This is a genomic window from Frankia sp. ACN1ag (assembly GCF_001414035.1).
In the GTDB taxonomy this organism is placed as follows: domain Bacteria; phylum Actinomycetota; class Actinomycetes; order Frankiales; family Frankiaceae; genus Frankia; species Frankia torreyi.
The window spans coordinates 83,665-105,099 of record NZ_LJPA01000006.1 but is presented as its reverse complement, the minus strand read 5'-3'; the positions used below and the strand labels follow the sequence as shown (position 1 = coordinate 105,099).

Here is a 21,435-nt window from a genome sequence, read left to right as displayed (position 1 = left end):
CGGACGCCACCCACCGCCCGGGTTCAGACCGCTCGGCGCCGTTGTTTGCGTCGCTCCCGTTCGGACATGCCGCCCCAGATCCCGAACCGTTCGTCGTTCTCCAGGGCGTACTCGAGGCACTCGGCCCGGACCTCGCAGCCCGAACAGATGCGCTTGGCCTCCCGGGTCGAGCCACCCTTCTCGGGGAAGAACGCCTCGGGATCGGTTTGCGCGCACAGAGCGCGCTCCTGCCACTCCATCGCCTCGCCGAGCAGGTCACCCAGCCCCAGATCGATCACTGGGGCGAGGGTGTCCGGCAGGTCGCCGGTGGGGTCGTCGGCGGCCTCGACGGCCAGCTCGTCGACGGCCAGCTCGTCGACGTCGGGATCGTCGACGTCGGGATCGTCGACGTCGGGATCGTCGACGGCCGGGTCGTCGTCGGCGTCGACCTCATCGCCCGCGCGCACGATGACGTCGACGTCCGCCCCGGCCCCCGGGCCGAGGGCGAACGGGGTGGCACCGGTGCCGAGGTCGGGCGAGCCCGACCGGGCCGGTGGGACGCCGGCCGCGGCCAGCGCCGGCCGCAGGCACGGCTCAGGTGTGGCCTGGGTGGGCCGTTCGGCAAGCACCCGCTCGGAGTGGTCACCGAACGGGTCATGCTCAGCGGGACGCTCGACGTCCGCGAGGACGGTGTGGACGCCCGCGTCGGTGTGCTCCATGGGGACTCCTCCAGACCCGTCGCGGTGCGGTCGGCCACCCCCTGGGCGCCGGCGCGCAGGTGACTGGTTCCACACCGGTCAGGCGACGCACTACCGCACGAACCCCGCCAGCGAGGGGAATGACACGCCGGTAATTACACGCTTCCGAGTCGGTCGCNTCAACCCCACCGGCGCAACATCTTCTACAACCAGCGATGAGAACATAGCTCACAGTCACTGCACACCATCGCCGAGGGTCCAGGCGGCCTTCCGATCAGTAACTGTGTGCAATCGGTCCGACGGCGATGACCGCATTATGCCGCCCGAAGCTAACGGACATAAAGGGCCTAAACGGGCAGTGACGCAATCAGACAAGCGTCTTAAACCTATAACGGCCAGGCATCACCTCCGGCCAAGCCGACCCTCGCGACTACTTAGAGTAGTTTCTGATGGCGCCGACTTGGCGGGTGTCAGGACACCACCGGCAGCATGGTCCGGACGGGGCCGCCCCGGGCAGCGTGAAAGCGCTCGTCCGGCACCCGCCCATACGTCGTGGTCCGTTGCCGAGCGGGACGACCCGCCCCGGCGGCCACCTCCTCCAGCTCAGCCACGGATCGCCGCGAGCCGTGTTGGGAGCCGGCCATCCGGCTGATCGTCTCCTCCATCAACGTCCCGCCGATGTCGTTCACCCCGCCGACGAGCACCGAGCGGCAGCCGTCGACGCCGAGCTTCACCCAGGAGCACTGGATGTTGTCGATCGAGCCGTTCAGCAGGATGCGCGCCATCGCGTGCACCGCCCGGTTCTCCTGCACCGTGGGGCCCGGCCGGGCCACGCCGGCCAGGTAGATCGGCGAGCTGTGGTGAACGAACGGCAGCGCGACGAACTCGGTGAAGCCCCCGGTGGAGTCCTGGATGCGGCGCAGCAGCCGCAGATGCGCGACCCAGTGCGCCGGGGTGTCCACGTGGCCGTACATCATCGTGGCCGTCGAGCGCAGACCCACCCGGTGCGCGGTGCTGACCACCTCGACCCAGCTCGCCGTGGGCAGCTTGCCCTTGGTCAGCACCCAGCGGACCTCGTCGTCGAGGATCTCCGCCGCCGTGCCCGGGATCGAGTCGACGCCGGCCTCCCGCGCCGCCACCAGCCAGTCCTCGACGGACATCCCCGTCCGGGTGACCCCGTTGAGGACCTCCATCGGGGAGTACGCGTGCAGGTGCAGCCCCGGGGCCGCCCGCTTGATCTCGCGGGCGAGCTCGAAGTAGGCCGTGCCGGGCAGGTCCGGGTGGATGCCGCCCTGCACGCAGACCTCGGTGGCGCCGACCGACCACGCCTCTGCGGCCCGGCTGCCCACCTCCGACAGCGACAGCGTGTACGCGTCGGCGTCCCCGCGGCGCTGCGCGAACGCGCAGAACCGGCAGCCGGTGTAGCAGACGTTCGTGAAGTTGATGTTGCGGTTGACGATGTAGGTGATGTCGTCGCCCACCGCGTCGCGGCGCAGCCCGTCCGCAAGCGAGCAGAGTTCCTCCAGCGCCGCCCCCTCGGCCCCGAACAGGGTCAGGGCCTCGGCGTCGGTGATCCCGGCCGGGTCGGTGCCGGCACGGCGCAACGCGGCCCGCACCTCCGGGTCGATCCGCTCCGGCGCGCCGGCACCGGCGGCACCGGCGGCACCGAGACCGGCGGCGGCCCGGGCCGCGACGGCGCGGCTGCCGGTGCCCACGACGCCGTCGACCCCCGTGCCGGCCGCGCTGACCTCCGCCCGCAGCGACTCCCAGTCGCCGTAGACGGTGTCGAAGTCAGCCCGGGTGGCGCTGTGGCGTCCGACGGTGTCGACCGCGGTGTGCAGGTCGACGCGGCCGGTGTCACCGAGACCGCCGTCGGGCTCCTGCCAGGGCCGCCCGACGGGTCGGGCGCCCCCGGCGAGCAGCCCGTCCGGGCCGGCCAGCGCGCGCACATGCCCGGCGACACGCGGGTCGATCCACGGCTCGTCCAGGTGCGACGGGTACACCGTGAGTCGGGGGCGCAGCGAGAAGCCGGCCCGGGCCGTCACCTCGCGCAGCACGTCCAGGTCCGGCCAGGGACGCTCGGGGTTGACATGATCCGGGGTGACGGGCGAGACGCCGCCCCAGTCGTCGATGCCGGCGGCCAGCAGCAGGGCGCACTCGGCCGTGTCGACGAGGTTCGGCGGGGCCTGCACCCGCATCGTCGGGCCGAGCACGATCCGGGTCACGGCGACGGCCGCGGCCAGCTCCTCGGCGCCGACGTCGGGCGCGGAGCGCATCGCGGTGTCGTCCTTGGCCCGGAAGTTCTGGACGATCACCTCCTGGATGGAGCCGTACCGGCGGGCCAGCCCGCGCAGTTCGAAGATCGTCTCGGCGCGCTCGGCCCGGGTCTCGCCGATGCCGAGCAGCAGGCCGGTGGTGAAGGGGATCGACAGCCGGCCGGCGTCGGTGAGCACCCGCAGCCGGACCGCCGGCTCCTTGTCGGGCGAGCCGAAGTGCGCGCCGCCCGGCTCCGACCACAGCCGCGTCGCCGTCGTCTCCAGCATCATCCCCATCGACGGGGCGACGGGCTTGAGGCGGGCGAGCTCGGCCCAGCTCAGCACGCCCGGGTTCAGGTGCGGCAGCAGGCCGGTCTCCTCCAGCACAGCGATCGCGACGGCGCGCAGGTAGCCCAGCGTCGAGTCGTAGCCGTGGGCGTCGAGCCACTCCCGGGCCGCGGGCCAACGGTCCTCCGGCCGGTCGCCCAGGGTGAACAGCGCCTCGGCGCAGCCGGCCGCCGCGCCCGCCCGGGCGATGTCGAGCACCTCGTCGACGGTGAGGTAGGGCGCGGGCAGCCGGTGCGGCACGGTGGCGAACGTGCAGTAGTGGCAGCGGTCCCGGCACAGCCGGGTCAGCGGGATGAACACCTTCGGCGAGTACGTGACGACGCCCGGGCGGCCGAGGGAGGCCAGGCCCGCGTCGCGCACCCGGCCCGCCGACGCGCACAGATCGGCGAGATCCTCGCCGCGGGCGGCCAGCAGCACCGCCGCCTCGACGGCGTCGAGGGTGGCGCCGTCACGGGCCCGGCGCAGCGCTCGGCGCATCGCCGACGCGGACGGCACGGCGTCGGCGCTCGGCGACGGCTGGGGCAGGCCCGGGTCGTGGCCGGGCTCGGCCGCCTGGCCGCCCACGCCGTCGGGAGTCGCCGCCGTACTGGTCATGAGTACCTCAGGTTCTCCAGTGGCGCCGGGTCGGCCGCCGCCCGGCGGGTCGACGGGCCCGGCCCGTCGCCACCGGTGTCGAAGGGACACGGGGTTGCGGACAGAAGCAGAAGCGACGACACCACAGCGGAGCCGGAACCTGGGGCATCCCGGGGAGGGCGTCGCCGGGGGTCGGGTGCGGGCCGGGGACGAACCCCGGGACGCCGGCAGCGGGGGACGCCGGCGGCCCGGGGCGCCCGGACGGATCAGCGCCCGTCTGGATCAGGGAGTGGCGCGGCCGGCGGCGCGCCATCCGGTGCCGGGCCGGCGCAACCGGTCGAGCGTGCCGATCAGCATGTTGGTCCGGCTGCGGGCGGCGAGGACGTCCGTCTCGGCCTGGGCGCGGCGGTGCGGCTGGTCGGCCTCGCCGTGGGCGGGGGACGCGGCGGCCATCGCCGCGGACCGCCGCATCTGCGCCCGGCGGGCGGCGACGACCTGGGGGGCCCGCGCCCCCGCAAGCGCGCGGTTGAGGGAGGCGGACAGGGCTTCGAGGCTCTTGGTGGTCCTGATGTCGGACATGACGGTCCTTCCAGCGACGTGGAGAGCTCACGTTCACTCTCACAGCTCTCTCTAACCGGAATCAAGAGAAACCGGGTGAGCGACGACACATCCCGGCCGGCACCCTGGCGAAGACGGCGGGATGACGATCCGGTCATCCCCGGACGACCGCCCGGTTATCCGCGAACCCCTCCACGGCAGGCCCCTGACCTGCCCGGATGCCACCGGATTCGCAAGGGCGGGTTACTGGCACCCACATTCATGTGAGGTGCGTCACTCATCAGATGTCGACGTTTGCTCCGGGCGACGTCTGGGTATCGCAGCCGGGCGCCGTGTGCTTCCATACGAATCACTCCTCCCCAGGCGCCGGAGTCGTTACGCTGATCAGGTGCCACGAAACCGCCAGGAGGTTCCCCGCGAAGAACGGATCGACGCGCTGCTCGCCGTCGCCGAGGAACAGTTCCTGGCCCGCGGTTTCGCCGGGACGTCCATCGCGGAGATCGCCCGTTCCGCCGGGATCGAGCCCGGGTCCGTCTACTGGTACTTCCGGTCGAAGGACCACGCGTTCGCAGCGGTGCTCAACCGCCTGCTCGACGTCGAGGTGGAACGGATCGCGGGCCTGCCCGGAGACCCGGCGGACAAGCTCTTCCTCGCCCTCGACTCGGTGGAACGCCGGCGCACGCTGCATCCGTGCGTCGCCGAGCGTGCCCCGCACGCCGAGCCGGTGATGGAGTACCACGAGCGGCTGCACGCCTGGCTGCACGGCCTCGCCTTGGCCGCGGTGCACGACTACGTGCCCGAGGCCGACCGGGCGTTGGCCGCGGACGCGGTCGTCGCCACGATCGAGGGCGGCCTGGCCAACCCGGCGCCCAGCCGGCCGACCAGCCATCTCGTGCACTTCCTGCTGGCCTCGTTCTGCCGGGACACCTCGCTACCCGCCCGGCCGGAGTTCAACGGCTGGGTCGCGCCGCTGTTCGCCCGCCCCCGGCTCGGCTGACGCGCCCCGACCGGCCGGTGACCCACCCGGCGGGCGTCGGTGCCAGGATCGCTTGATGTGAGAGTGACAGCCCTGGCCGGCGGGATCGGCGGCGCCCGCTTCCTGCGCGGCGTGCTCGCGGCGCTGCCCGACGCCGACGTGACGGTGATCGGCAACACCGGCGACGACATCACCCTGCACGGCCTGCGCATCTGCCCCGACCTCGACACGGTGATGTACACCCTTGGCGGCGGGATCTCCGCCGAACGGGGGTGGGGCCGCGAGGACGAGTCGTTCGTCGTGGCCGAGGAGCTCGCCGCCTACGGGGTCGGACCGGCCTGGTTCGGGCTCGGCGACCGCGACCTCGCCACCCACCTGGTGCGCACCGAGATGCTCGACGCCGGCTACCCGCTGTCGGACGTGGTGCGGGCGCTGTGTGAACGCTGGAAGCCCGGGGTGCGACTGCTGCCGATGACAGACGACCGGGTGGAGACCCACGTGGTCATCGCCGACGAGGACGGCCAGCGTGCCGTGCACTTCCAGGAATGGTGGCTGCGGCTGCGCGCCGCCGTGCCGGCCCAGGCGATCGTGCCGCTGCGGGCGGAGACCGCGAAGCCGGCGCCGGGGGTGCTCGACGCCATCGGTGAGGCCGATGTCGTGCTGCTCCCGCCCTCGAATCCGGTCGTCTCGATCGGCACGATCCTCGCCGTGCCGGGCATCCGGGACGCCGTGCGGGAGACTGCGGCGCCGGTCGTCGGGGTCTCGCCGATCATCGGCGGGGCGGCGGTGCGCGGGATGGCCGACGCCTGCCTGACCGCCATTGGCGTGGAGACGTCCGCGCAGGCCGTGGGGGTGCACTACGGGGGTCGCGGGCGGGCGGCGGCGCCACCCGAGGCGGCCGGCGCCGGGTCGCCGGCGGGACTGCTCGACGGCTGGCTGGTCGACACGGTCGACGCCGGCGCGGTCGTACCCGGGGCGACCGTGCTCCCCCGGCCCCTGCTGATGACCGACCTGGCGGCGACGGTGGCCATCGTCCGGGCGGCGCTGGAGGTCGCCGGTGTCTGAGCAGCAGCGGTCCGGGGGACCCGCGGGGGTGCCGCCGAGCGGGACGCTGACGGTGTTCGGGCTGACCGGGATCGGGGAGATCCGGCCGGGTGACGATCTCGCCGCCGCCGTGGCCACGGCGGCGGCCGCGACCGGCCGGCCGCTCGCCGACGGCGACGTCCTCGTCGTCACCTCGAAGATCGTGTCCAAGGCCGAGGGACGGCTGATCACCGTTGCCGGTGATCGGGAAGCCGCCCGCCAGTCCGCGATCGACGGCGAGTCGGTCCGCGAGGTCGCCCGCCGCGGGCCGACCCGGATCGTCGAGACGCATCACGGCTTCGTCCTGGCGAGTGCCGGGGTCGACGCGTCGAACATCGCCAAGGACTCCCTCGCCCTGCTCCCGGTGGATCCGGACGCCAGCGCCGCCCGGCTGCGGGCCGGCGTCGCGGCGCTGCTCGGCGTGGACGTGGCGGTCGTCATCACCGACACCGCGGGGCGGCCGTGGCGGCGCGGCCTGACCGACATGGCCATCGGTGTCGCGGGCATGGCCGCGCTGCGCAGCCACATCGGCGACATCGACGGCTACGGCAACGAGCTGGGCATGACCGAGGTCGCCGAGGCCGACGAGTTGGCGGCTGCGGCCGACCTGGTCAAGGGCAAGCTCGGCGCCACCCCGGTGGCGGTCGTGCGCGGGTACGGCCGGCTGCCCGACGACGGGACGGGGGCGCGCTCGCTGCTGCGGCCGAGCGGCGAGGACATGTTCCGCCTCGGCTCGCTGGAGGCGCGGCGGGCGGCGCTGAGCGAGCGGCGCACCGTGCGGGAGTTCACCGCCGACCCGGTCGACCCGGCCGCGGTCGAACGGGCGGTCGCGGCGGCACTGACCGCCCCGGCCCCGCATCACACCACCCCGTGGCGTTTCGTGCTGGTCACCGAGCGGCGCGCCGAGCTGCTCGCCGCGATGGCCACCGCCTGGGCCGAGGACCTGCGCCGCGACGGGTTCGACGAGGCCGCGGTGGACCGGCGGCTGCGGCGCGGGGACGTGCTGCGCCGCGCCCCGCTGCTCATCGTTCCGATCATGGTTCTGGACGGGGCACACCCCTACCCCGACGCCCGCCGGGCGGCGGCCGAGGAACGGATGTTCACCGTCGCCGTCGGTGCCGGGGTGCAGAACCTGCTGGTGGCGCTGGCCACCGAGGGTCTCGGCTCCTGCTGGGTCTCCTCGACGCTGTTCTGCGCCGAGGTGGTCGGCACGGTGCTCGACCTGCCGGCCGGCTGGGTGCCGATGGGCGCGGTGGGCGTCGGGCACGCCGCCGCGCCCGCCACCCCGCGCCCGCCCCGCGATCCGGAGCCGTTCCTCCTGCGCCGGTGACCTCCCCGCACCGGGCGTCCGCTACGCCCGGTTACCGGGTGGAACGTGACGGTATGGAGGTGACGCAGGGCGCCGAAACCGGGCGGTCTGGGTGCCCTCCGGCGGGTCGAACGCATCCTGCCTGTCAGAACTGGTTCGACAGTTCGTAGGATCTGTCTTCGTGGGGAAGAAGAGCGCCGAGCGCAACGTCCGGCTCGAACAGCTGCGCCGCGAGCAGAAGCGCGCCGAACGTCGGCGCGCGCTGCTCATCTACGGCACGTCCGGGTTCGTCGTGGTGCTGCTCCTGGTCGGGATCATCATCTACAGCGTCGCCGACACCCACTCGAAGAACAAGACTCGCGAGGTCGGCTACGTGACGGCGGCCTCCTCGGCCGCAGCCGCGGCCGGCTGCACCGGGACCGTGAACGACGCCTCCCAGGGCTCGACGCACGTCAGCACGGCGGTCAGCTACAAGGCGTCGCCGCCGTCCTCGGGCAGCCACAACCCCGACCCGCTGCCCGACGGCATCGCGTTCTACAACCCGGCGTCGGGCATCCCGGTCGAGCGCGCCGTCCACAACCTCGAACACGGCTTCATCGTCGGGTGGTACGACAAGAGCCTGCCGGCCGCCCAGGTCGAGAAGCTGCGGTCGCTGGCCGCCAACGCCGGTCCGCGGTTCATCGGCGTTCCCTGGACCCGGTCGGCGTTCCCGGATGGCAAGCACTTCGTGCTGACCGCCTGGGACCGCACCCAGCGCTGCACCACCGTCTCCGCGGCCGTCATCAAGGACTTCGTCGCCAAGCACGCCAACCCGGATCCGGCCGGGGCCACCTGGGACTCGCCGACCGCCCCCGAGTCGGGCGCGCAGGGCGGCACCCTCGACGTGTCGGCCGACGGCCCGCTGACGGCCCCGGCCGGCGCGACCGCCGCCACGCCCACGCCGGGCGCGGGCACCATGTCGCTGTCCCCCACCAGCCCGACCCCCGCACCCTGACCGACCCCGCACCCTGACCGACCCCGCACCCTGACCGACCCCCGCCGACCGACCGATCCCCGCCGGCTGGCCGAGACCCCCACCGGCTGGCCGGCGCCCGTGACCCGGGCCTGGGTCAGGCGGCGGAGCCGGTGCGAATCGGCATCAGCAGGTAGCGGAAGGCGCCCTCGTCCACGGGACCGCCGCCGGGGCCGCGGACCCCGCCGCTGTCCTTGCCGGTGAGCACGGCCGGCCGGGCGGTGGCCTCGGCCGGGTCGGCGGCCACGAACCCGATGGTCGCCTCGTCGTCCTCCACCGCCCCGAGCCCGTCCAGCAGGTACGAGGGGTTGAACAGCACGGACAGCTCGGGCCCCGAGTACTCGACGGGGATCGTCTCGCTGGCCTGGGCCCCGCTGCCGTCCCCCGCCTCCGCGACGACCTGGTCCCGGGTGAAGGTGAAGCGCAGCGGCGCGGTCCGGGTGGCGACCACGGCCACCCGGCGGACCGCGGCGGCGAGCGCGGCGGTCTGCGCGGTGACCGTGTACGCGGCCGTCTCGGGCAGGAGCTTGCGGTAGTTGGGGAACGTGCCGTCGATGAGCCGGACGATGGTCTGCCGCCCGGCCGCGGCGAGGCCCAGCCGGGCGCCCGCCGGGTCGGCAAGGTCGAGCCCGATCACGATCCGGGAGGCCGAGGTGGGCGTGCGGGCCACCTCGGCGAGCACCTTGGCCGGCACGTGGGCCAGGGCCCAGGGATCGTCGACGGTCGGCTGCCAGGGGATGGCGCGCACCGCCAGCCGGTACCGGTCGGTGGCCGCGAGGACCAGGCCGCGCCCGGAGATCTCCAGCCGGATCGCGGTCAGCACCGGCACCGTCTCGTCCCGCCCGGCCGCCGGGGCGACCTGGCCGACCGCCGCGGCGAACCCGAGAGTGTTCACCTCGCCGATGGGGGCGGGAAAGCGCGGCAGCTCGGGATAGTCGGCGAGGTCCATCAGCGGGACGGTGAAGCGCACGCTGCCGCAGCGCAGCACCAGCCGGTCGCCGTCGACGGCGACCTCGACCGTCGTCGCGGGCAGGCTGTGCACGATGTCCGCCAGCAGCCGGCCGGGCACCAGGACCCGGCCCGGTTCCTCGACCGCCGCCGCCACCGGCGCCCGCACGGCCACCTCGGTGTCGAAGGCACAGACGAGCAGGCCGGCGCCCGGCTGCGGGCCGGCCGCCGGCGCCGCCGCCTCGAGTAGCAGGCCCGTCAGCACGTTCGGGGTCAGACCCGGCCGGCTCGGGAGATGCCGGGCGGCCCAGCCGGTCGCGTCGGCGAACACGTCGCGTTCCACGCTGAACCTCATGGGGCCGATTGTCCCCGCCGACGGCCGAAAATTGCCGCATTCACCGATCGGTGTTCGCCGTCGCCCGGCCGGCGCCGCGGGGCACGCCGGCCGCCGGGTCGGTCTCGCCACCGGCGGCCACCACCCAGCTCATCTGCAGACAGAGCTGGCCGTCGTCGCCGTCCGCGCTGACCGCCACGGCCGTGGCGCCCGGCCGGGGCGCGCCGCCGGGGGCCCCCGGGCCCGGGCCGGTGATCGCACGCGCCCAGTCCGGCGGGATCGCCGTGCCCGCCGCGGTGAGCGTGAGGCTGCCTCCGGTGGCGTCGCAGATCAGGGTGAGCAGCGCCCGGGGGCCCGGGATCGCCTGTAGCACCCGCGGAAGCAGCGCCTCGAGCCGGGCGCGCACGGGCGCCGGGGCCACCCGCAGATCCCCGGCGACCTGGGCGTCGATACGGACGCCACGGGACTCCGCGTCGAACAGCGCCGTCGCCAGGTCGCCGAGCGCGGCGGTGTGGCTGGCGACGAGGGTGCGGCGGATCATGGCGGCGAACCGCCGGCACCGCTCGCGCACCGCCGGGTCACGCGGGTCGAGCAGACCGTCGCGCACCGCCGCGAGCAGCGGCAGGACCTCACGCTCGATCATGCCGAGCGTCCGCGCCCGATCCGTCCGGATCCGGACCTCGGCCTCCCGCCCGGCCGCGAGGCGGGCCTCCCGCCCGAGAGCCCGGGCCGCCGCGTCCGCCGAACGGCGCAGCACCGGCCCGCCCATCGCGGCCATGATCTGCAACGCCGCCAGGGCGTTGAGCGCCGAGAGGAGCTGCGCGAACGGCAACGGCCCCGGCACGGCGCCGAACACCGCGACGCCGGTGAGCGTGGCGGCCGCGCACCCCAGGGCGGCGATCCACTCGACCGCCGGCCGGGACACCGTGACCTGCATGAGCAGCAGCGGCAGCACCAGCACCGGCCAGGCCGCGACCCGACTCGCCCCTGGATCGGCGGTGCCGACCAGCGCGGCGGTGGCGACCATCACCGCGAGCCCGCACGCCACCAGGCCGAGGGCCTCGAGCCGGGTGGCCGGGCGGCGGCGCACCCGCCGGGTCACCACGACGACCGCGGCACCGAGCAGGAGCCACAGCCCGATGGCCGCCGGAGACGTGCGCAGCCCGCCGGGCAGCACGAGCAGCACCGGCCCGGTAAACGGGTACCAGATCACGGCCGCGAAGGCCACCGCGCGGCGCAGGCTCGCGGTGTAGACGTCGCGCAGCCCCTCGGCGGACGCCAGCCTCGGTCCCGCCTCGCCGGCTTCCGCGGACGTCCGGGCCGGCAACTCACCGGGAGGGCGGGCGGACAGCCCACCGGGCAGCCGGGCGGACAGAGCCTGGGACAGCCGGGCGGACAGAGCCTGGGGCTGCCGGGCGGACGAGGCCCGGCGGACGGCGGCCGAACCGGCCCATCCCGGCGGCCCGTCCGCGGCGCCCGGGTCGGCGGGTGGCGCGGTCCGCGCCCAGGTCAGCAGGACCCGGGTGCCGCGGCCGGGGGCGGCGGCCAGCCGGACGCGACCGCCGACCTCGGCGAGCCGGGCCTGCACCGATCGGCTCAGCCCGAGCCGATCCGGGGGCACGGCGGCCGGGTCGAAACCCCGCCCCTCGTCCCGCACCATCACCCCGACCGCGGTCGGGGTGCGGTGCACCGTGACCCAGGCCTGGCCGGTGCCGGCGTGCCGGCGGACGTTGGACAGCAGCTCGGCGGTCGCGGCGGCCAGCGCGGCCGCCACCTCGGCCGGCAGGTCCGGCCCGCTCGCGGTGCCCGGCAGGGGCGAGCCGGGCATGCCGACGCTGCCGGTCCGGCCGAGCCGCACCCGCAGCCCGCGCAGCCGGGCGGCGTCGGCGACGGCGTCGAGCCGGGCGTCGAGGCTGCGGGTGGCCGTGCCGGCCGGGCCGTCGAGCAGCCCCTGCACGGCGGCGATGGCATCCTCGGCCTGGGTCCGGGCGAGCCGTGCGTCGTCGCCACCGCCCCAGGCGATGCCGGCGAGGGTGTTGAGCACGGTGTCGTGCAGGACCCGTTCCCGCTCCCGCTCCGCCCGGGCACGGGCCGCAGCGATCGTCTCGGCCCGCTCATGGTCCGCCGCCGCCCGCAGCCGGCCGTCGGCCCTGCCCGCGGTCGCCCGCAGCCGCCCCACCCCGAACCGGGTGAGCAGGGACAGGCAGGTGACGAGCAGAACGGAGACGGCGACCCGGCGATAGGCGCCGCCGGGATCCAACGCCGCGCGCGCCGCCGCGGACGCCGTCCAGCCCACGCCGGTGGGCACGGCCGCGGCGAGCCACCCGGCCACGCCCACCCCGCCCACCAGGGCGGCGCACAGCGTGACCAGAACGCCGGCGAACACCCGCCGGCTGGTCATCGCGCCCGCGACCAGGGCCGCGTGGGCGCAGCCGAGGTAGACCCAGGTCCCCGCACCGCCGACGGACACCGCCGGAACGGCGGCACCGGCGGCGAGCGCCCCGGCCGCACCCGCGCCGACGTTGGCGAGGACGAACCCGGAGCCGAGCCCGCGACGAAGGGTCAGCGCCACGTAGCCGAGCCCCCAGGCGAGCTCCAGCAGTGCGGCGGCGAGCCCCAGCGGGTGCCGGCCGTACCAGGACCACCAGACCGCCAGGTACAGCGCCGTGGTGACCAGGCCCAGCACCCGCAGCACGGCGAAGGTGCGCACGATGACGGCGGTGAGCGCGTCCGATGCGCTGAGTGAGGCGCCGAGTGCGGCACTGACCGGCACGGACATCAGTCTGGCCCGTCAATCAGGACCCATCCGACGATCGGCCGCAATAGTCGGCCGCAACAGTCGGCCGGGATCGCCCGGATCAGGTGCGGTCGGAGCTGAACCGGACCGCGCCGGCGGTGAGGACCGCGCCCGGGAACACCCGCGCACCGGCCCGCAGCTCGTTACCCCGCTCGATGACGGCGCCGTCGCCGACGACCACACCGTCGAGCAGGACGCCGGGACCGATCACAGCATCGCGGCCGATCACGCTGTCCCGCACGGTGGCGCCGGCCTCGACGACCGCGCCGTCGAAGAGCACGGCGCCGTCGACCGCGGCGCCCGCGCCCACCCGGGCGCGCGCCCCCACCGTGGCGCCGCCGCCGATCTTGGCATCGGCGGCCACGGCGGCGCCGGCCAGGACCAGGCAGTCCCCGACCGGTCCGGGCAGCGCCGAGGAGACCATGCGGCCGGTCACCAGGTCGCGGCTGCCCTGGACGAACGCCGCCGGCGTGCCGAGGTCGAGCCAGTAGGTGCTGTCCGGGTAGCCCATGACCGGCGTGCTGGCGGCCAGCAGGGCGGGGAAGGTCTCCCGCTCGACCGATACCGGCCGACCCACGGCAATGGTGTCGATCACCGAACGGCGAAACACGTAGCAGCCGGCGTTGATCAGATTGGTGGGCGGGTCGGGCGTCTTCTCCAGGAACTCGGTGACGCGGCCGTCCGCGTCCACGGGCACCACGCCGAACGCCCGCGGATCGGGCACCTCGGTCAGGTGCAGGGTGACGGCCGCGTCCGCCGCGGTGTGCCGGCGGATCAGGGCCTGGATGTCCAGGCCGGACAGGATGTCACCGTTGAAGATCACGACCGGGTCGTCCGGGCCGCCGCGCAGCCGCCCCGCGACGTTGCGGATGGCGCCGCCCGTGCCCAGCGGTTCCGTCTCGGTCACGTACTCCAGCTCGAGGCCGTGGGCGGACCCGTCCCCGAAGTACTCCTCGAAGACCTCCGCCCGGTAGGAGGTGGCGAGCACCACCCGCTCGATCCCGGCGTCGCGCGCCCGGGCCAGCATGTGCGCGGTGACCGGCACCCCCGCGACCGGCAACATCGGCTTGGGGGCCGACATCGTGAGTGGTCGTAGACGGGTCCCCTGACCGCCGACAAGCATCACTGCGTCCATGGACAGTTAGTGTCGCAGGACATGCGGTAGCCCTTAAAGACGGATGGNCAGCGGGACCACTACCCCGAACGTGCCGCCATGGGGCAGATACTTTCTGTTCAGCGCGCCGTTACCACGCGCGCCCGGCCGCCGCGGTTCATCCCCCGGTGGTGGTCCCGCGATCCGTGAGCAGCTCCGCGGACCGGGTCGCCCGGGCCCCGGCACTGTCCTTGGCGAAGGCGAGGGCGAGCAGCAGCCGGGCGCCGAGCCCGGCGCCGAGCAGCAACCGCAGGGGCGCGCGCGCCGGCCCCGGGTACTGCCGGGACAGGTAGCGGAACATGCTGCGGTGGTGGGCCACCACCATCCGCCGGGACGACCGCTTCGTCGAGTGCCCGCCGAGATGCTCGACGACCGCCGACGGCACGTACACCGACTGCCAGGACGCCGCCCCGATCCGCCGGCCCAGGTCGACGTCCTCCATGAACATGAAGTACGACTCGTCGAAACCGCCGACCGCCTCGAACGCCTCCCGGCGCAGGAGCTGGCAGGAGCCGGACAGCCAGCCGGCGGTCATCTCCCGCGGAGCGCCCCGCTCCCGGCGGTAGGAGGCGGTCCACGGGTTCGTCGGCCAGCACCAGCCGAACAGCGCGTGGCCGATTCCCCGCCCCAACGACGGCAGGTCGCGGGCCGAGGGGTAGAGGGCACCGTCCGGGTTGGTGATCCCGGGACCGAAGGCACCCCCGCCAGGCCAGCGCTGCGCCGCGGCGATCAGCTCGTCCAGCGCCCCCGGCTGGAACGAGATGTCGGCATTGGAGATCACCAGCCAGGGCGCGTCGGCGCCGGCGGCACCTCGGTTGACGGCGCTGCCGTAGCCGAGGTTGCGGCCCGGGCGCAGCAGCCGCGCCTCGGGGCGCTCCCCCGCCGCCCGGGTGCCCGCGTCGAGCTTCGGGGAGTTGTCGACGATGACGACCTCGTACGCCCGAGTCGTCGCCTTCGCCAGGGAGTCGAGGAACGCACCGATGATCTCCCCGGACCGGAAGGTCACGACGACGACCCGTATCTCCGGCTCCACACCCATGTCCTCGCCCACCCGTCTCACCGGCCCACCCGTCTCCGCCGGCCCGTCCACCTCACCGGCCCGCCATCCGTCCGACCGGCACGGCCCGCGCCGCCATGGCGACGGCGAGCGGCATCCGTGCCGAGGAGACCGTAGCGCGCCCTTTGCGGCGGTCTTCGCCCCGGGGCCGGCCGCCCGCGGGGAGTCGGCCATGAGGCGCGGCGTCGGCGGGCAGGCTCGCGCCCACCGGCCCCCGTCGATCGGCGGTCGGTGGGCCGGACGCGAGCCGCCCGCGGGCGCTCAGCGCTCGGCGACGGCCCGCGCGTAGCTCGCCAGGTGGGCCTCGGCGCTCGCCGCCCAGGTGAACTCCCGGGCCCGGGCGAGGCCCGCCTGCCCGAGCTGGTTGCGTCGCTCGGCATCGTCGAGCAGGGCGCCCATCTCGCGGGCGATGGAGTCCGGGTCCGGCTGGGTGTAGGCGACGGCGTCCCCGCCGACCTCCGGCAGCGACAGCCGCGGGGTGGTCAGCACCGGCGCGCCGCAGGCCATCGCCTCCAGCACAGGCAGCCCGAACCCCTCGCCGTGCGAGGGGTAGGCCACCAGCGACGACCCGCCCAGGTACCCCGGCAGGTCGGAGAACCGCAGATAGCCGGGCCGGATCACCCGCAGGTGGCTGGGCACCGAGGCGACGGCGGCGTCGACGTCGTCGTCCCAGCCCGAACCGCCGGCCAGCACGAGGGCGGGCGGCTCGTCCCGCCAGTGCACCGCCTCGGCCCAGCCGCGGATCAGGTTCGGGACGTTCTTGCGCGGCTCCAGCATCCCGAGGAAGGCCACGTAGCGCGCGTCGCCCAGGCCGAGGCGGCGACGCACCCGCAGCTTGTCCTCCTCGGTCGGCGGGTGGAAGGTCGACGTGTCGACGCCGTGGTAGGCGACGTCGGTGGTGGTCGACTCCCCGTCGAGCACGCGGATGAGCTCGTCCCGGGTCGCCTTCGACGGGACGATGATCCGGGCGGCGCGGCGCACCGCGGTGCGCATCGCCGAGCGGAAGAACGTCCCCTTCACCGCCGTGTGCATGTCCGGCTCGGTGAAGAAGGTGACGTCGTGGATGGTCACGCAGACGGGCTGCTGGGCCCGTAGCGGCATCGTGTAGTGCGGTGAATGGATGACGTCGGCATTCACCTGCTCCGCGACCAGTGGCAGCCCGGTCTGCTCCCACGCCAGCCGCGCCGGCCGGTGGGCGATGGCCGCCGGCCCGGACAGAACGGTGGCATGTGGAGCCATCCGGCTGTAGCGTTCCTCGTCCGACCGCTGGCAGACCAGCGCCATATCCGCACCGGCCGCGCCCAGCGCCGCGACCAGCCCGTCGACATAACGCCCTACGCCACCACGGTCGGCCGGGACCGAAGTCGCGTCGACGAGCACCCGGGGTCCCACGGCGCTCCTTCCCTGACGCGCCACCCTGACAGGGGTGGCCGCTTGCTTCACGGTGACCGCTTGCTTCCCAACGGGGGCAACACTACGCCCGCCCGTCAGCGGCGACTGACACGGCAGGGGAGCCGCCGACTCGACGGTAGAGCGCCCACGTCGCCTCCGCCGCCGCATTCCAGGTAAATGCCTGCGCACGCGTGCGTCCGGCGTCCGACAGCCGCCCCCGCAGGTCCGAATCGCCGACAATCCGGGCTACCGCGGACGACAGCGCGGCGGCGTCGCCGACGCCGGCCACCAGCGCGGCGTCCCCCGCGACCTCGACCAGCGCCGGGGCGTCGGAGATCACCACCGGCACCCCGTGCGCCATCGCCTCCACCACAGGCAGGCCGAAGCCCTCCGACCGACTCGGCGCCAGCAGCACCCCGGCGCGTGAGAGCACGACCGCGAGATCCTCGTCACTGATCCGCCCAAGAGTGCGGACTCGGGAGCCGTCCAGACCGTGCCGCGCCGCCTCGGTGCGCACGTCGAGTCCGCCCCAGCCGGCCGCGCCGACGTGCACCAGCGGCAGGCCCGGATCATCCGGCCGGCGCAGCGCGGCGAGCGCGGTGTCCAGCCCCTTGCGCGGCTCCAGCGTGGCCAGGGTGAGCAGGTAGCCACCCGGCGGGGGCAGGCCCAGGCGGGCCGCACGGGCATCGGCGTCGGCCGGCACGCGGACGACCGCCTCGGCCACCCCCTCGCCGATGGCGTGCAGCCGCTCGGGGGGGATCGGCAGGTGCCGGGCCACCTCGGCGGCGACGGCCAGGGTGGGGACTATCACCGCGTCGGCGTGCCGGGCGGCGCGCTCGCCCATCAGCCGGTGCCAGCGCGCCCCGTGCGGGGTCAGCGTCTCGGGATGGGTCCAGGGCACCGCGTCGTGGATCGTCACGACCAGCTTCGGTCGCGGCCGGCGTCGGTCGAGGGCGTCCCCGAGCGCCGGCGCGACGCTGTGCGCGGCCCACGCGGCCAGCGGCGGCCGCGCCGGACCCCCCGCCGGCCGGTCGCCGGACCGGACGGACTCGGACCGGACGGACTCGGACCGGACGGACTCGGACCGGTCCGATGTGCCGGACCGGCCAGAACCACGCAGGGTCTCGACCACCGAGCCGGTCACGCGGCCGGCGGTCCCGCCCGCGGGCGGGAGCAGGAGGGTCGGCGCGTGGATGACGTCCACGCCGGTCGGCGCGGGGCCGACACCGCGCGACCAGGCCGCGGCCAACGCCCGGCGGGGCAGCCCGAGGCGCAACGGGCCGAGCACGCCCGGCAGCCCCGCGGCGTCGACGCCGCGCCGCGCCGCACACCAGCCGACCACCCCGTCCCCCGGCGCGGCACGGCGGGCGAGGGCGGTCGCGAGCTCGGCGGAATAGCGGCCGGTCCCACCCGGAACCGGCGCGAGCAACTGCTCGACGAGGAAGCCCACACGCACGGGTCACAGTCTGCCCGGGCCCCTCAGCGGCCCCGATTCAGGGGCCCGTCGAGCGCCACCCAGGTGCCGATCTGCGCGGGCCCGGGGGGCGCCGGGGCGGCACCCGCCCGGGTAGCCGCAGCTCAGTGGGCAGGTAGCGGAAGCCCCGAGCCGGATACCCCGAGCCGGTAGCCCCGGCTCAGCGCTGGCGACTGCGCAGGGCGGCGGCGACCATGACCACGCAGAACAGTCCGCCGATGAGATATCCCCACCACCGTTCGCCGTCCGCGGCGTCGGCCGCGGCGCCCGCCCCGAAGATGATCAGGCCGAACAGCAGCACCGTGAGGAGCGCGGCGACCGCGCGCTGAGCGAAGCGGGAGCTCGGCGGCGGGGGCGGGCCGGTGCGGGGCGGGGGTGGGGTACGCGGTGGGGGTGGGGTGCGCGGTGGGGTGCGGCGCGGCCCCTCACCGGGCCGTGAGCGCCGGGCCATCGACTCAGCTCCCCCGCTTGCGGGCGTGCGTGAGCACCACGCTGCCGGCCGTGTCCGGGGCCCGGCGGTCGGCCAGCGCGACGGCCGGGGAGAGCACCGCCGCCGCGTTCCAACCGGCCCGGCCGCCCTTCGCGGACAACGTCAGGTACAGCCGCTCGGCGCGTTCGCTGCGGAACATGTATGTCTGCCGGACGACGTCCAGCCCGGCGTCGTCGAGCAGCTTCGCGAGGTGCTCGCCCGGATAGGTGTGCTTGACGTGGTAGCGCTCGCGGTGGCGGTCGAACAGGTCCGGCCAGGCGGTCGCCCGGGTCAGCGCGTCCGCGGACATCACCAGGTCGCCGCCGGGGCGCAGCACCCGGGCCATCTCGGCGAGCGCGGCCGGCCCGTCGTCGAAGTGCTCGATCGCGCACACCGACATGACGACGTCGAAGGTGGTCGCCGCGAAGGGCAGCGCCAGCGCGTCCCCCTCGACGAGCCCCGGATGGCCGCGCAGCCGCCGACCGAACTCCAGCTTGTGGCGCGCCAGGTCGAGGCAGACGGCGCGAGCCCCGCGGCGGGCGGCCTGACCGGCCCAGTAGCCGTCGCCGCCGGCCACGTCGAGCAGCGTGCGCCCGGTCAGCTCGCCCGCCCACTCCAGCAGGGTGCCGACCTCACGGCGGCGCATCACGTGGACCTGGTGACCCACGAAGGCGAGGGCGTCGTCACGTACGGGGCTCACCAGTCCGCCTTCCGTTCCGGCCGTTGTTGACGGACAGTCTGCCCGCCATGTGGGCCCCGTTCGCGCCTGGACCCGTCAGATATACCTCAGGTGATCGTCTCCGGACGCGACGCGACGAGCCGGGCGGCAGGCCGGACCACGGTCGGACCTGGCTGAGCATCCTCACCCGTCACCGAGCGCGCCGAGCGCCGCGTCGAGGTAGTTTCCCCAGGCCGCCTGCGGGTCGGGCGGGGAGACCTTCGCCCGCAGGTCGGCGAGCACGCCCGGCTCGTAGAGGCGGCGCAGGGCCGCGGCGAGCGCGTCGACGTCGTCCGGCGGGACCAGCAGGCCGTCGACGCCGTCACGGACCGCGGTGGCGAGGGTGCCCACGGTCGTTGCAATCACCGGCAGGCCGTACAGGTGCGCGAGATCGACGTTCTGCGACGCCGTGCCCGCCCGGTACGGCAGCACCAGGGCGTCCGCGGCCGCGAACAGGCCGGCCACCTCGGCGGCGTCGACGTAACCGGCCCGCACGTCGACCCGGTCGGTCAGGCCGAGGTCGGCGATGAGGCGGGTGGTCTGCGCGGCGTCGCCCCAGAACTCCCCCGCGACGGTGAGGCGGACGTCTGCCGGGCCGCGGGCCAGCGCCCGCAACAGCACGTCGAGCCCCTTGTAGGGCCGTACCAGCCCGAAGAACAGCAGGCTGCGCCGCGGCCGGCCACCCGCCGTGGCCCGGACGCCGGGCTCGGCCTGGGTGGCGGGCTCGGTCACCTCCGGGCGCCGCCGGGTCGGCGAGGACCACAGGTGCGGGGCCATCTCGGCCACCACCACCGGCGCCGGGGTGAGCGTCGCGGCGAGCTCGGCCTGTGCCGCGGTGTGCACGAGCACCGCGGACACCCGCCGCAGCACCGCCCGGATCAGCGGCTCGTCCACCGCGCGCCGCTCGTGCGGCAGGACGTTGTGGCACAGTGCCAGCACCCGCGGGCCGCCGCCCCGGCGCCCGGCCCGGCCGCGCAGCGCGGTGAGGATGGCCAGGTAGGCAGGCGCCTGGATCGGGGTGACGACGACCAGAACGACCGCGTCGGCCTCGCGCCGCAGCCGCCGGCCGAGCCGGACCCAGCCCTCGGGCCGGCGCCAGGACAGCGGGTAGCGGGTCGACCCGAACGGTTCCATCTCCGGCTCTGCGACGCGTTGCACGCCCGGGTAGAGCCGCGCCGGGTACTGGTCCGACCAGGACTCGATCACGACCTGGTGCCCCAGAGCGGCCAGCCGGTGCGCGAGCTCGGTCGTGTGCTGGGCGATCCCGCCCTTGTACGGGTGGGTCGGGCCGATGACCGCGACGCGCATGGTCAGGTGTTGCTGCGGGAACGGGCGACCAGGTCACCGATCAGGGCGAGCACGGCGATCTGGAAGCCGACGAGGATCGCGAGCAGGGTCGAGGTCGCCACGTGGAAGTCGTAGCGGACGAGGTCCACGATCAGCTTGACGAAGCCCAGCCCCATGATCCACAGGGCGATCGGCATCAGCACCTTGAGCGGGTCGAAGTACATGACCATCCGCAGCACCTGCAGGATGTAGCGGCGCGCGTCGCGGAAGGGGTGGAACTTCGACGTCCCGGCGCGCTTCGCGTAGTCGATCGGGATGTAGTCGACCGGGTGCTGGTTGGACAGGAACGACATCGTGATCGTGGTGACGCAGCTGAAGCCGGGCGGAAGCAGCCGCAGGTAGGGCAGGGAGACCTCGCGACGGAAGGCGCGCAGGCCGGAGTTCAGGTCCGGGATCTTCATCCCGGACAGCCGCTGGGCGATCATCCGGATGAGCCACTTGGCCGGCACCCGGGCCCACTTGTGGGTCCCCTCCTCGGTGAGCCGGGCCCCGACGACCTGGTCGACGTCGAGGTTGTCGTCCAGGTAGCGGACGAACTCCGGGATGCGCTCGTTCGGGTAGGTCATGTCGGCGTCGGTCCAGACGACGATCTTCCCCCGGGCCTCCTGGGTGCCGATGCGCCGGGCCGTGCCCGAGCCACCGTTGCGGCGGAACGGCATGATCCGCATCCGGGGGAAGCGGGGGGCCGCGTCGCNCAGGACGGCGAGGGTGTTGTCGGTCGACTTGTCGTCGATCGCGAGGATCTCGTAGGCGTACCCGCTGGCGTCCATCGCCGCCGTGATGCGCTCCAGTTCGCGCACCACATGGTCCTGCTCGTTGTAGCAGGGCAGAACGATGGTGACGTAAGGGACGTCGGGTCCGAGCGCGACGAGGTCGTCGCCGGCCGCAGGCTGCGTCGGCGTGCTGCCCTCCGGATGGTCGGGCTTGTGGATGGCGCTGACACTCACGTCGGTGT

17 protein-coding genes and 1 pseudogene are annotated in these 21,435 nt (G+C 74.8%); 4 read left to right on the top strand and 14 right to left on the bottom strand.

The features are described 5' to 3' along the window. Positions 1 to 23: 23 nt before the first annotated feature. From UK82_RS42405 to UK82_RS06985, 3 genes are all read right to left on the bottom strand, one after another. On the bottom strand, positions 24 to 698 hold the full coding sequence (locus UK82_RS42405) for a WhiB family transcriptional regulator (RefSeq protein WP_055406661.1): 675 nt from the start codon (positions 696 to 698) through the stop codon (positions 24 to 26). A gap of 449 nt (positions 699 to 1,147) precedes the next feature. Further along, entirely contained in the window at positions 1,148 to 3,874 is a 2,727-nt protein-coding gene (locus tag UK82_RS06990) for a bifunctional FO biosynthesis protein CofGH (protein WP_044884629.1), read from the bottom strand. A 261-nt stretch (positions 3,875 to 4,135) separates the two neighbouring features. Next, on the bottom strand, positions 4,136 to 4,432 hold the full coding sequence (locus UK82_RS06985; RefSeq protein ID WP_044884630.1) for a hypothetical protein: 297 nt from the start codon (positions 4,430 to 4,432) through the stop codon (positions 4,136 to 4,138). A 367-nt stretch (positions 4,433 to 4,799) separates the two neighbouring features. Between UK82_RS06985 and UK82_RS06980 the strand changes: the two genes are divergently transcribed. The 4 genes from UK82_RS06980 (at position 4,800) to UK82_RS06965 (ending at position 8,773) form a co-directional block, all read left to right on the top strand. After that, entirely contained in the window at positions 4,800 to 5,408 is a 609-nt protein-coding gene (locus UK82_RS06980; protein WP_044884631.1) for a TetR/AcrR family transcriptional regulator, read from the top strand. A gap of 57 nt (positions 5,409 to 5,465) precedes the next feature. Next, positions 5,466 to 6,452 carry a 2-phospho-L-lactate transferase gene (gene cofD / locus UK82_RS06975; RefSeq protein ID WP_044884632.1) on the top strand — a complete coding sequence of 329 codons (987 nt, stop codon included), beginning with the start codon at positions 5,466 to 5,468 and terminating at the stop codon, positions 6,450 to 6,452. Then, complete coding sequence (locus UK82_RS06970; RefSeq protein WP_082121789.1) at positions 6,445 to 7,800, top strand: coenzyme F420-0:L-glutamate ligase; 1,356 nt, start codon at positions 6,445 to 6,447, stop codon at positions 7,798 to 7,800. The genes cofD and UK82_RS06970 overlap by 8 nt, the downstream gene beginning before the upstream one ends. A gap of 160 nt (positions 7,801 to 7,960) precedes the next feature. Beyond that, on the top strand, positions 7,961 to 8,773 hold the full coding sequence (locus UK82_RS06965; protein ID WP_044884633.1) for a DUF3105 domain-containing protein: 813 nt from the start codon (positions 7,961 to 7,963) through the stop codon (positions 8,771 to 8,773). A 115-nt stretch (positions 8,774 to 8,888) separates the two neighbouring features. On the opposite strand, the gene dnaN is transcribed toward UK82_RS06965, so the two are convergent. From dnaN to UK82_RS36315, 11 genes and pseudogenes are all read right to left on the bottom strand, one after another. Next, positions 8,889 to 10,094, bottom strand: coding sequence for a DNA polymerase III subunit beta (dnaN, locus tag UK82_RS06960; protein ID WP_044884634.1), 1,206 nt, complete (start codon positions 10,092 to 10,094; stop codon positions 8,889 to 8,891). A gap of 40 nt (positions 10,095 to 10,134) precedes the next feature. Further along, positions 10,135 to 12,852: a sensor histidine kinase gene (locus tag UK82_RS06955; protein ID WP_055406660.1), complete on the bottom strand. Its 2,718-nt coding sequence runs from the start codon at positions 12,850 to 12,852 to the stop codon at positions 10,135 to 10,137. 79 nt (positions 12,853 to 12,931) lie between these two features. Continuing rightward, positions 12,932 to 14,005, bottom strand: a complete 1,074-nt coding sequence (locus UK82_RS06950; protein ID WP_044884636.1) for a sugar phosphate nucleotidyltransferase — start codon at positions 14,003 to 14,005, stop codon at positions 12,932 to 12,934. 136 nt (positions 14,006 to 14,141) lie between these two features. Continuing rightward, a complete protein-coding gene (locus UK82_RS06945; RefSeq protein WP_044884668.1) occupies positions 14,142 to 15,062 on the bottom strand; it encodes a glycosyltransferase family 2 protein in 921 nt (306 codons plus the stop codon). A 279-nt stretch (positions 15,063 to 15,341) separates the two neighbouring features. Further along, positions 15,342 to 16,472 (bottom strand): glycosyltransferase family 1 protein, encoded by a 1,131-nt coding sequence (locus tag UK82_RS06940; protein ID WP_044884637.1) that lies wholly within the window; start codon positions 16,470 to 16,472, stop codon positions 15,342 to 15,344. Between the two features lie 82 nt (positions 16,473 to 16,554). Continuing rightward, on the bottom strand, positions 16,555 to 17,928 hold the full coding sequence (locus tag UK82_RS06935) for a glycosyltransferase family 1 protein (RefSeq protein ID WP_055406659.1): 1,374 nt from the start codon (positions 17,926 to 17,928) through the stop codon (positions 16,555 to 16,557). Positions 17,929 to 18,106: 178 nt separating this feature from the next. Continuing rightward, positions 18,107 to 18,397: a hypothetical protein gene (locus tag UK82_RS06930; RefSeq protein ID WP_044884639.1), complete on the bottom strand. Its 291-nt coding sequence runs from the start codon at positions 18,395 to 18,397 to the stop codon at positions 18,107 to 18,109. Positions 18,398 to 18,401: 4 nt separating this feature from the next. Then, the gene (locus UK82_RS06925) at positions 18,402 to 19,115 is read right to left on the bottom strand and encodes a class I SAM-dependent methyltransferase (protein ID WP_055406658.1); all 714 of its coding nucleotides are present in this window, start codon (positions 19,113 to 19,115) and stop codon (positions 18,402 to 18,404) included. A gap of 162 nt (positions 19,116 to 19,277) precedes the next feature. Then, the gene (locus UK82_RS06920; RefSeq protein ID WP_055406657.1) at positions 19,278 to 20,441 is read right to left on the bottom strand and encodes a glycosyltransferase; all 1,164 of its coding nucleotides are present in this window, start codon (positions 20,439 to 20,441) and stop codon (positions 19,278 to 19,280) included. Positions 20,442 to 20,443: 2 nt separating this feature from the next. Next, positions 20,444 to 21,174 (bottom strand): annotated as a pseudogene (locus UK82_RS06915) (glycosyltransferase family 2 protein); the annotation flags it as partial. A gap of 1 nt (position 21,175) precedes the next feature. Beyond that, positions 21,176 to 21,427, bottom strand: a 252-nt coding sequence (locus UK82_RS36315) for a glycosyltransferase (RefSeq protein ID WP_236705602.1), incomplete at its 3' end; no start/stop codon positions are given. Between the last annotated feature and the right edge of the window lie 8 nt (positions 21,428 to 21,435).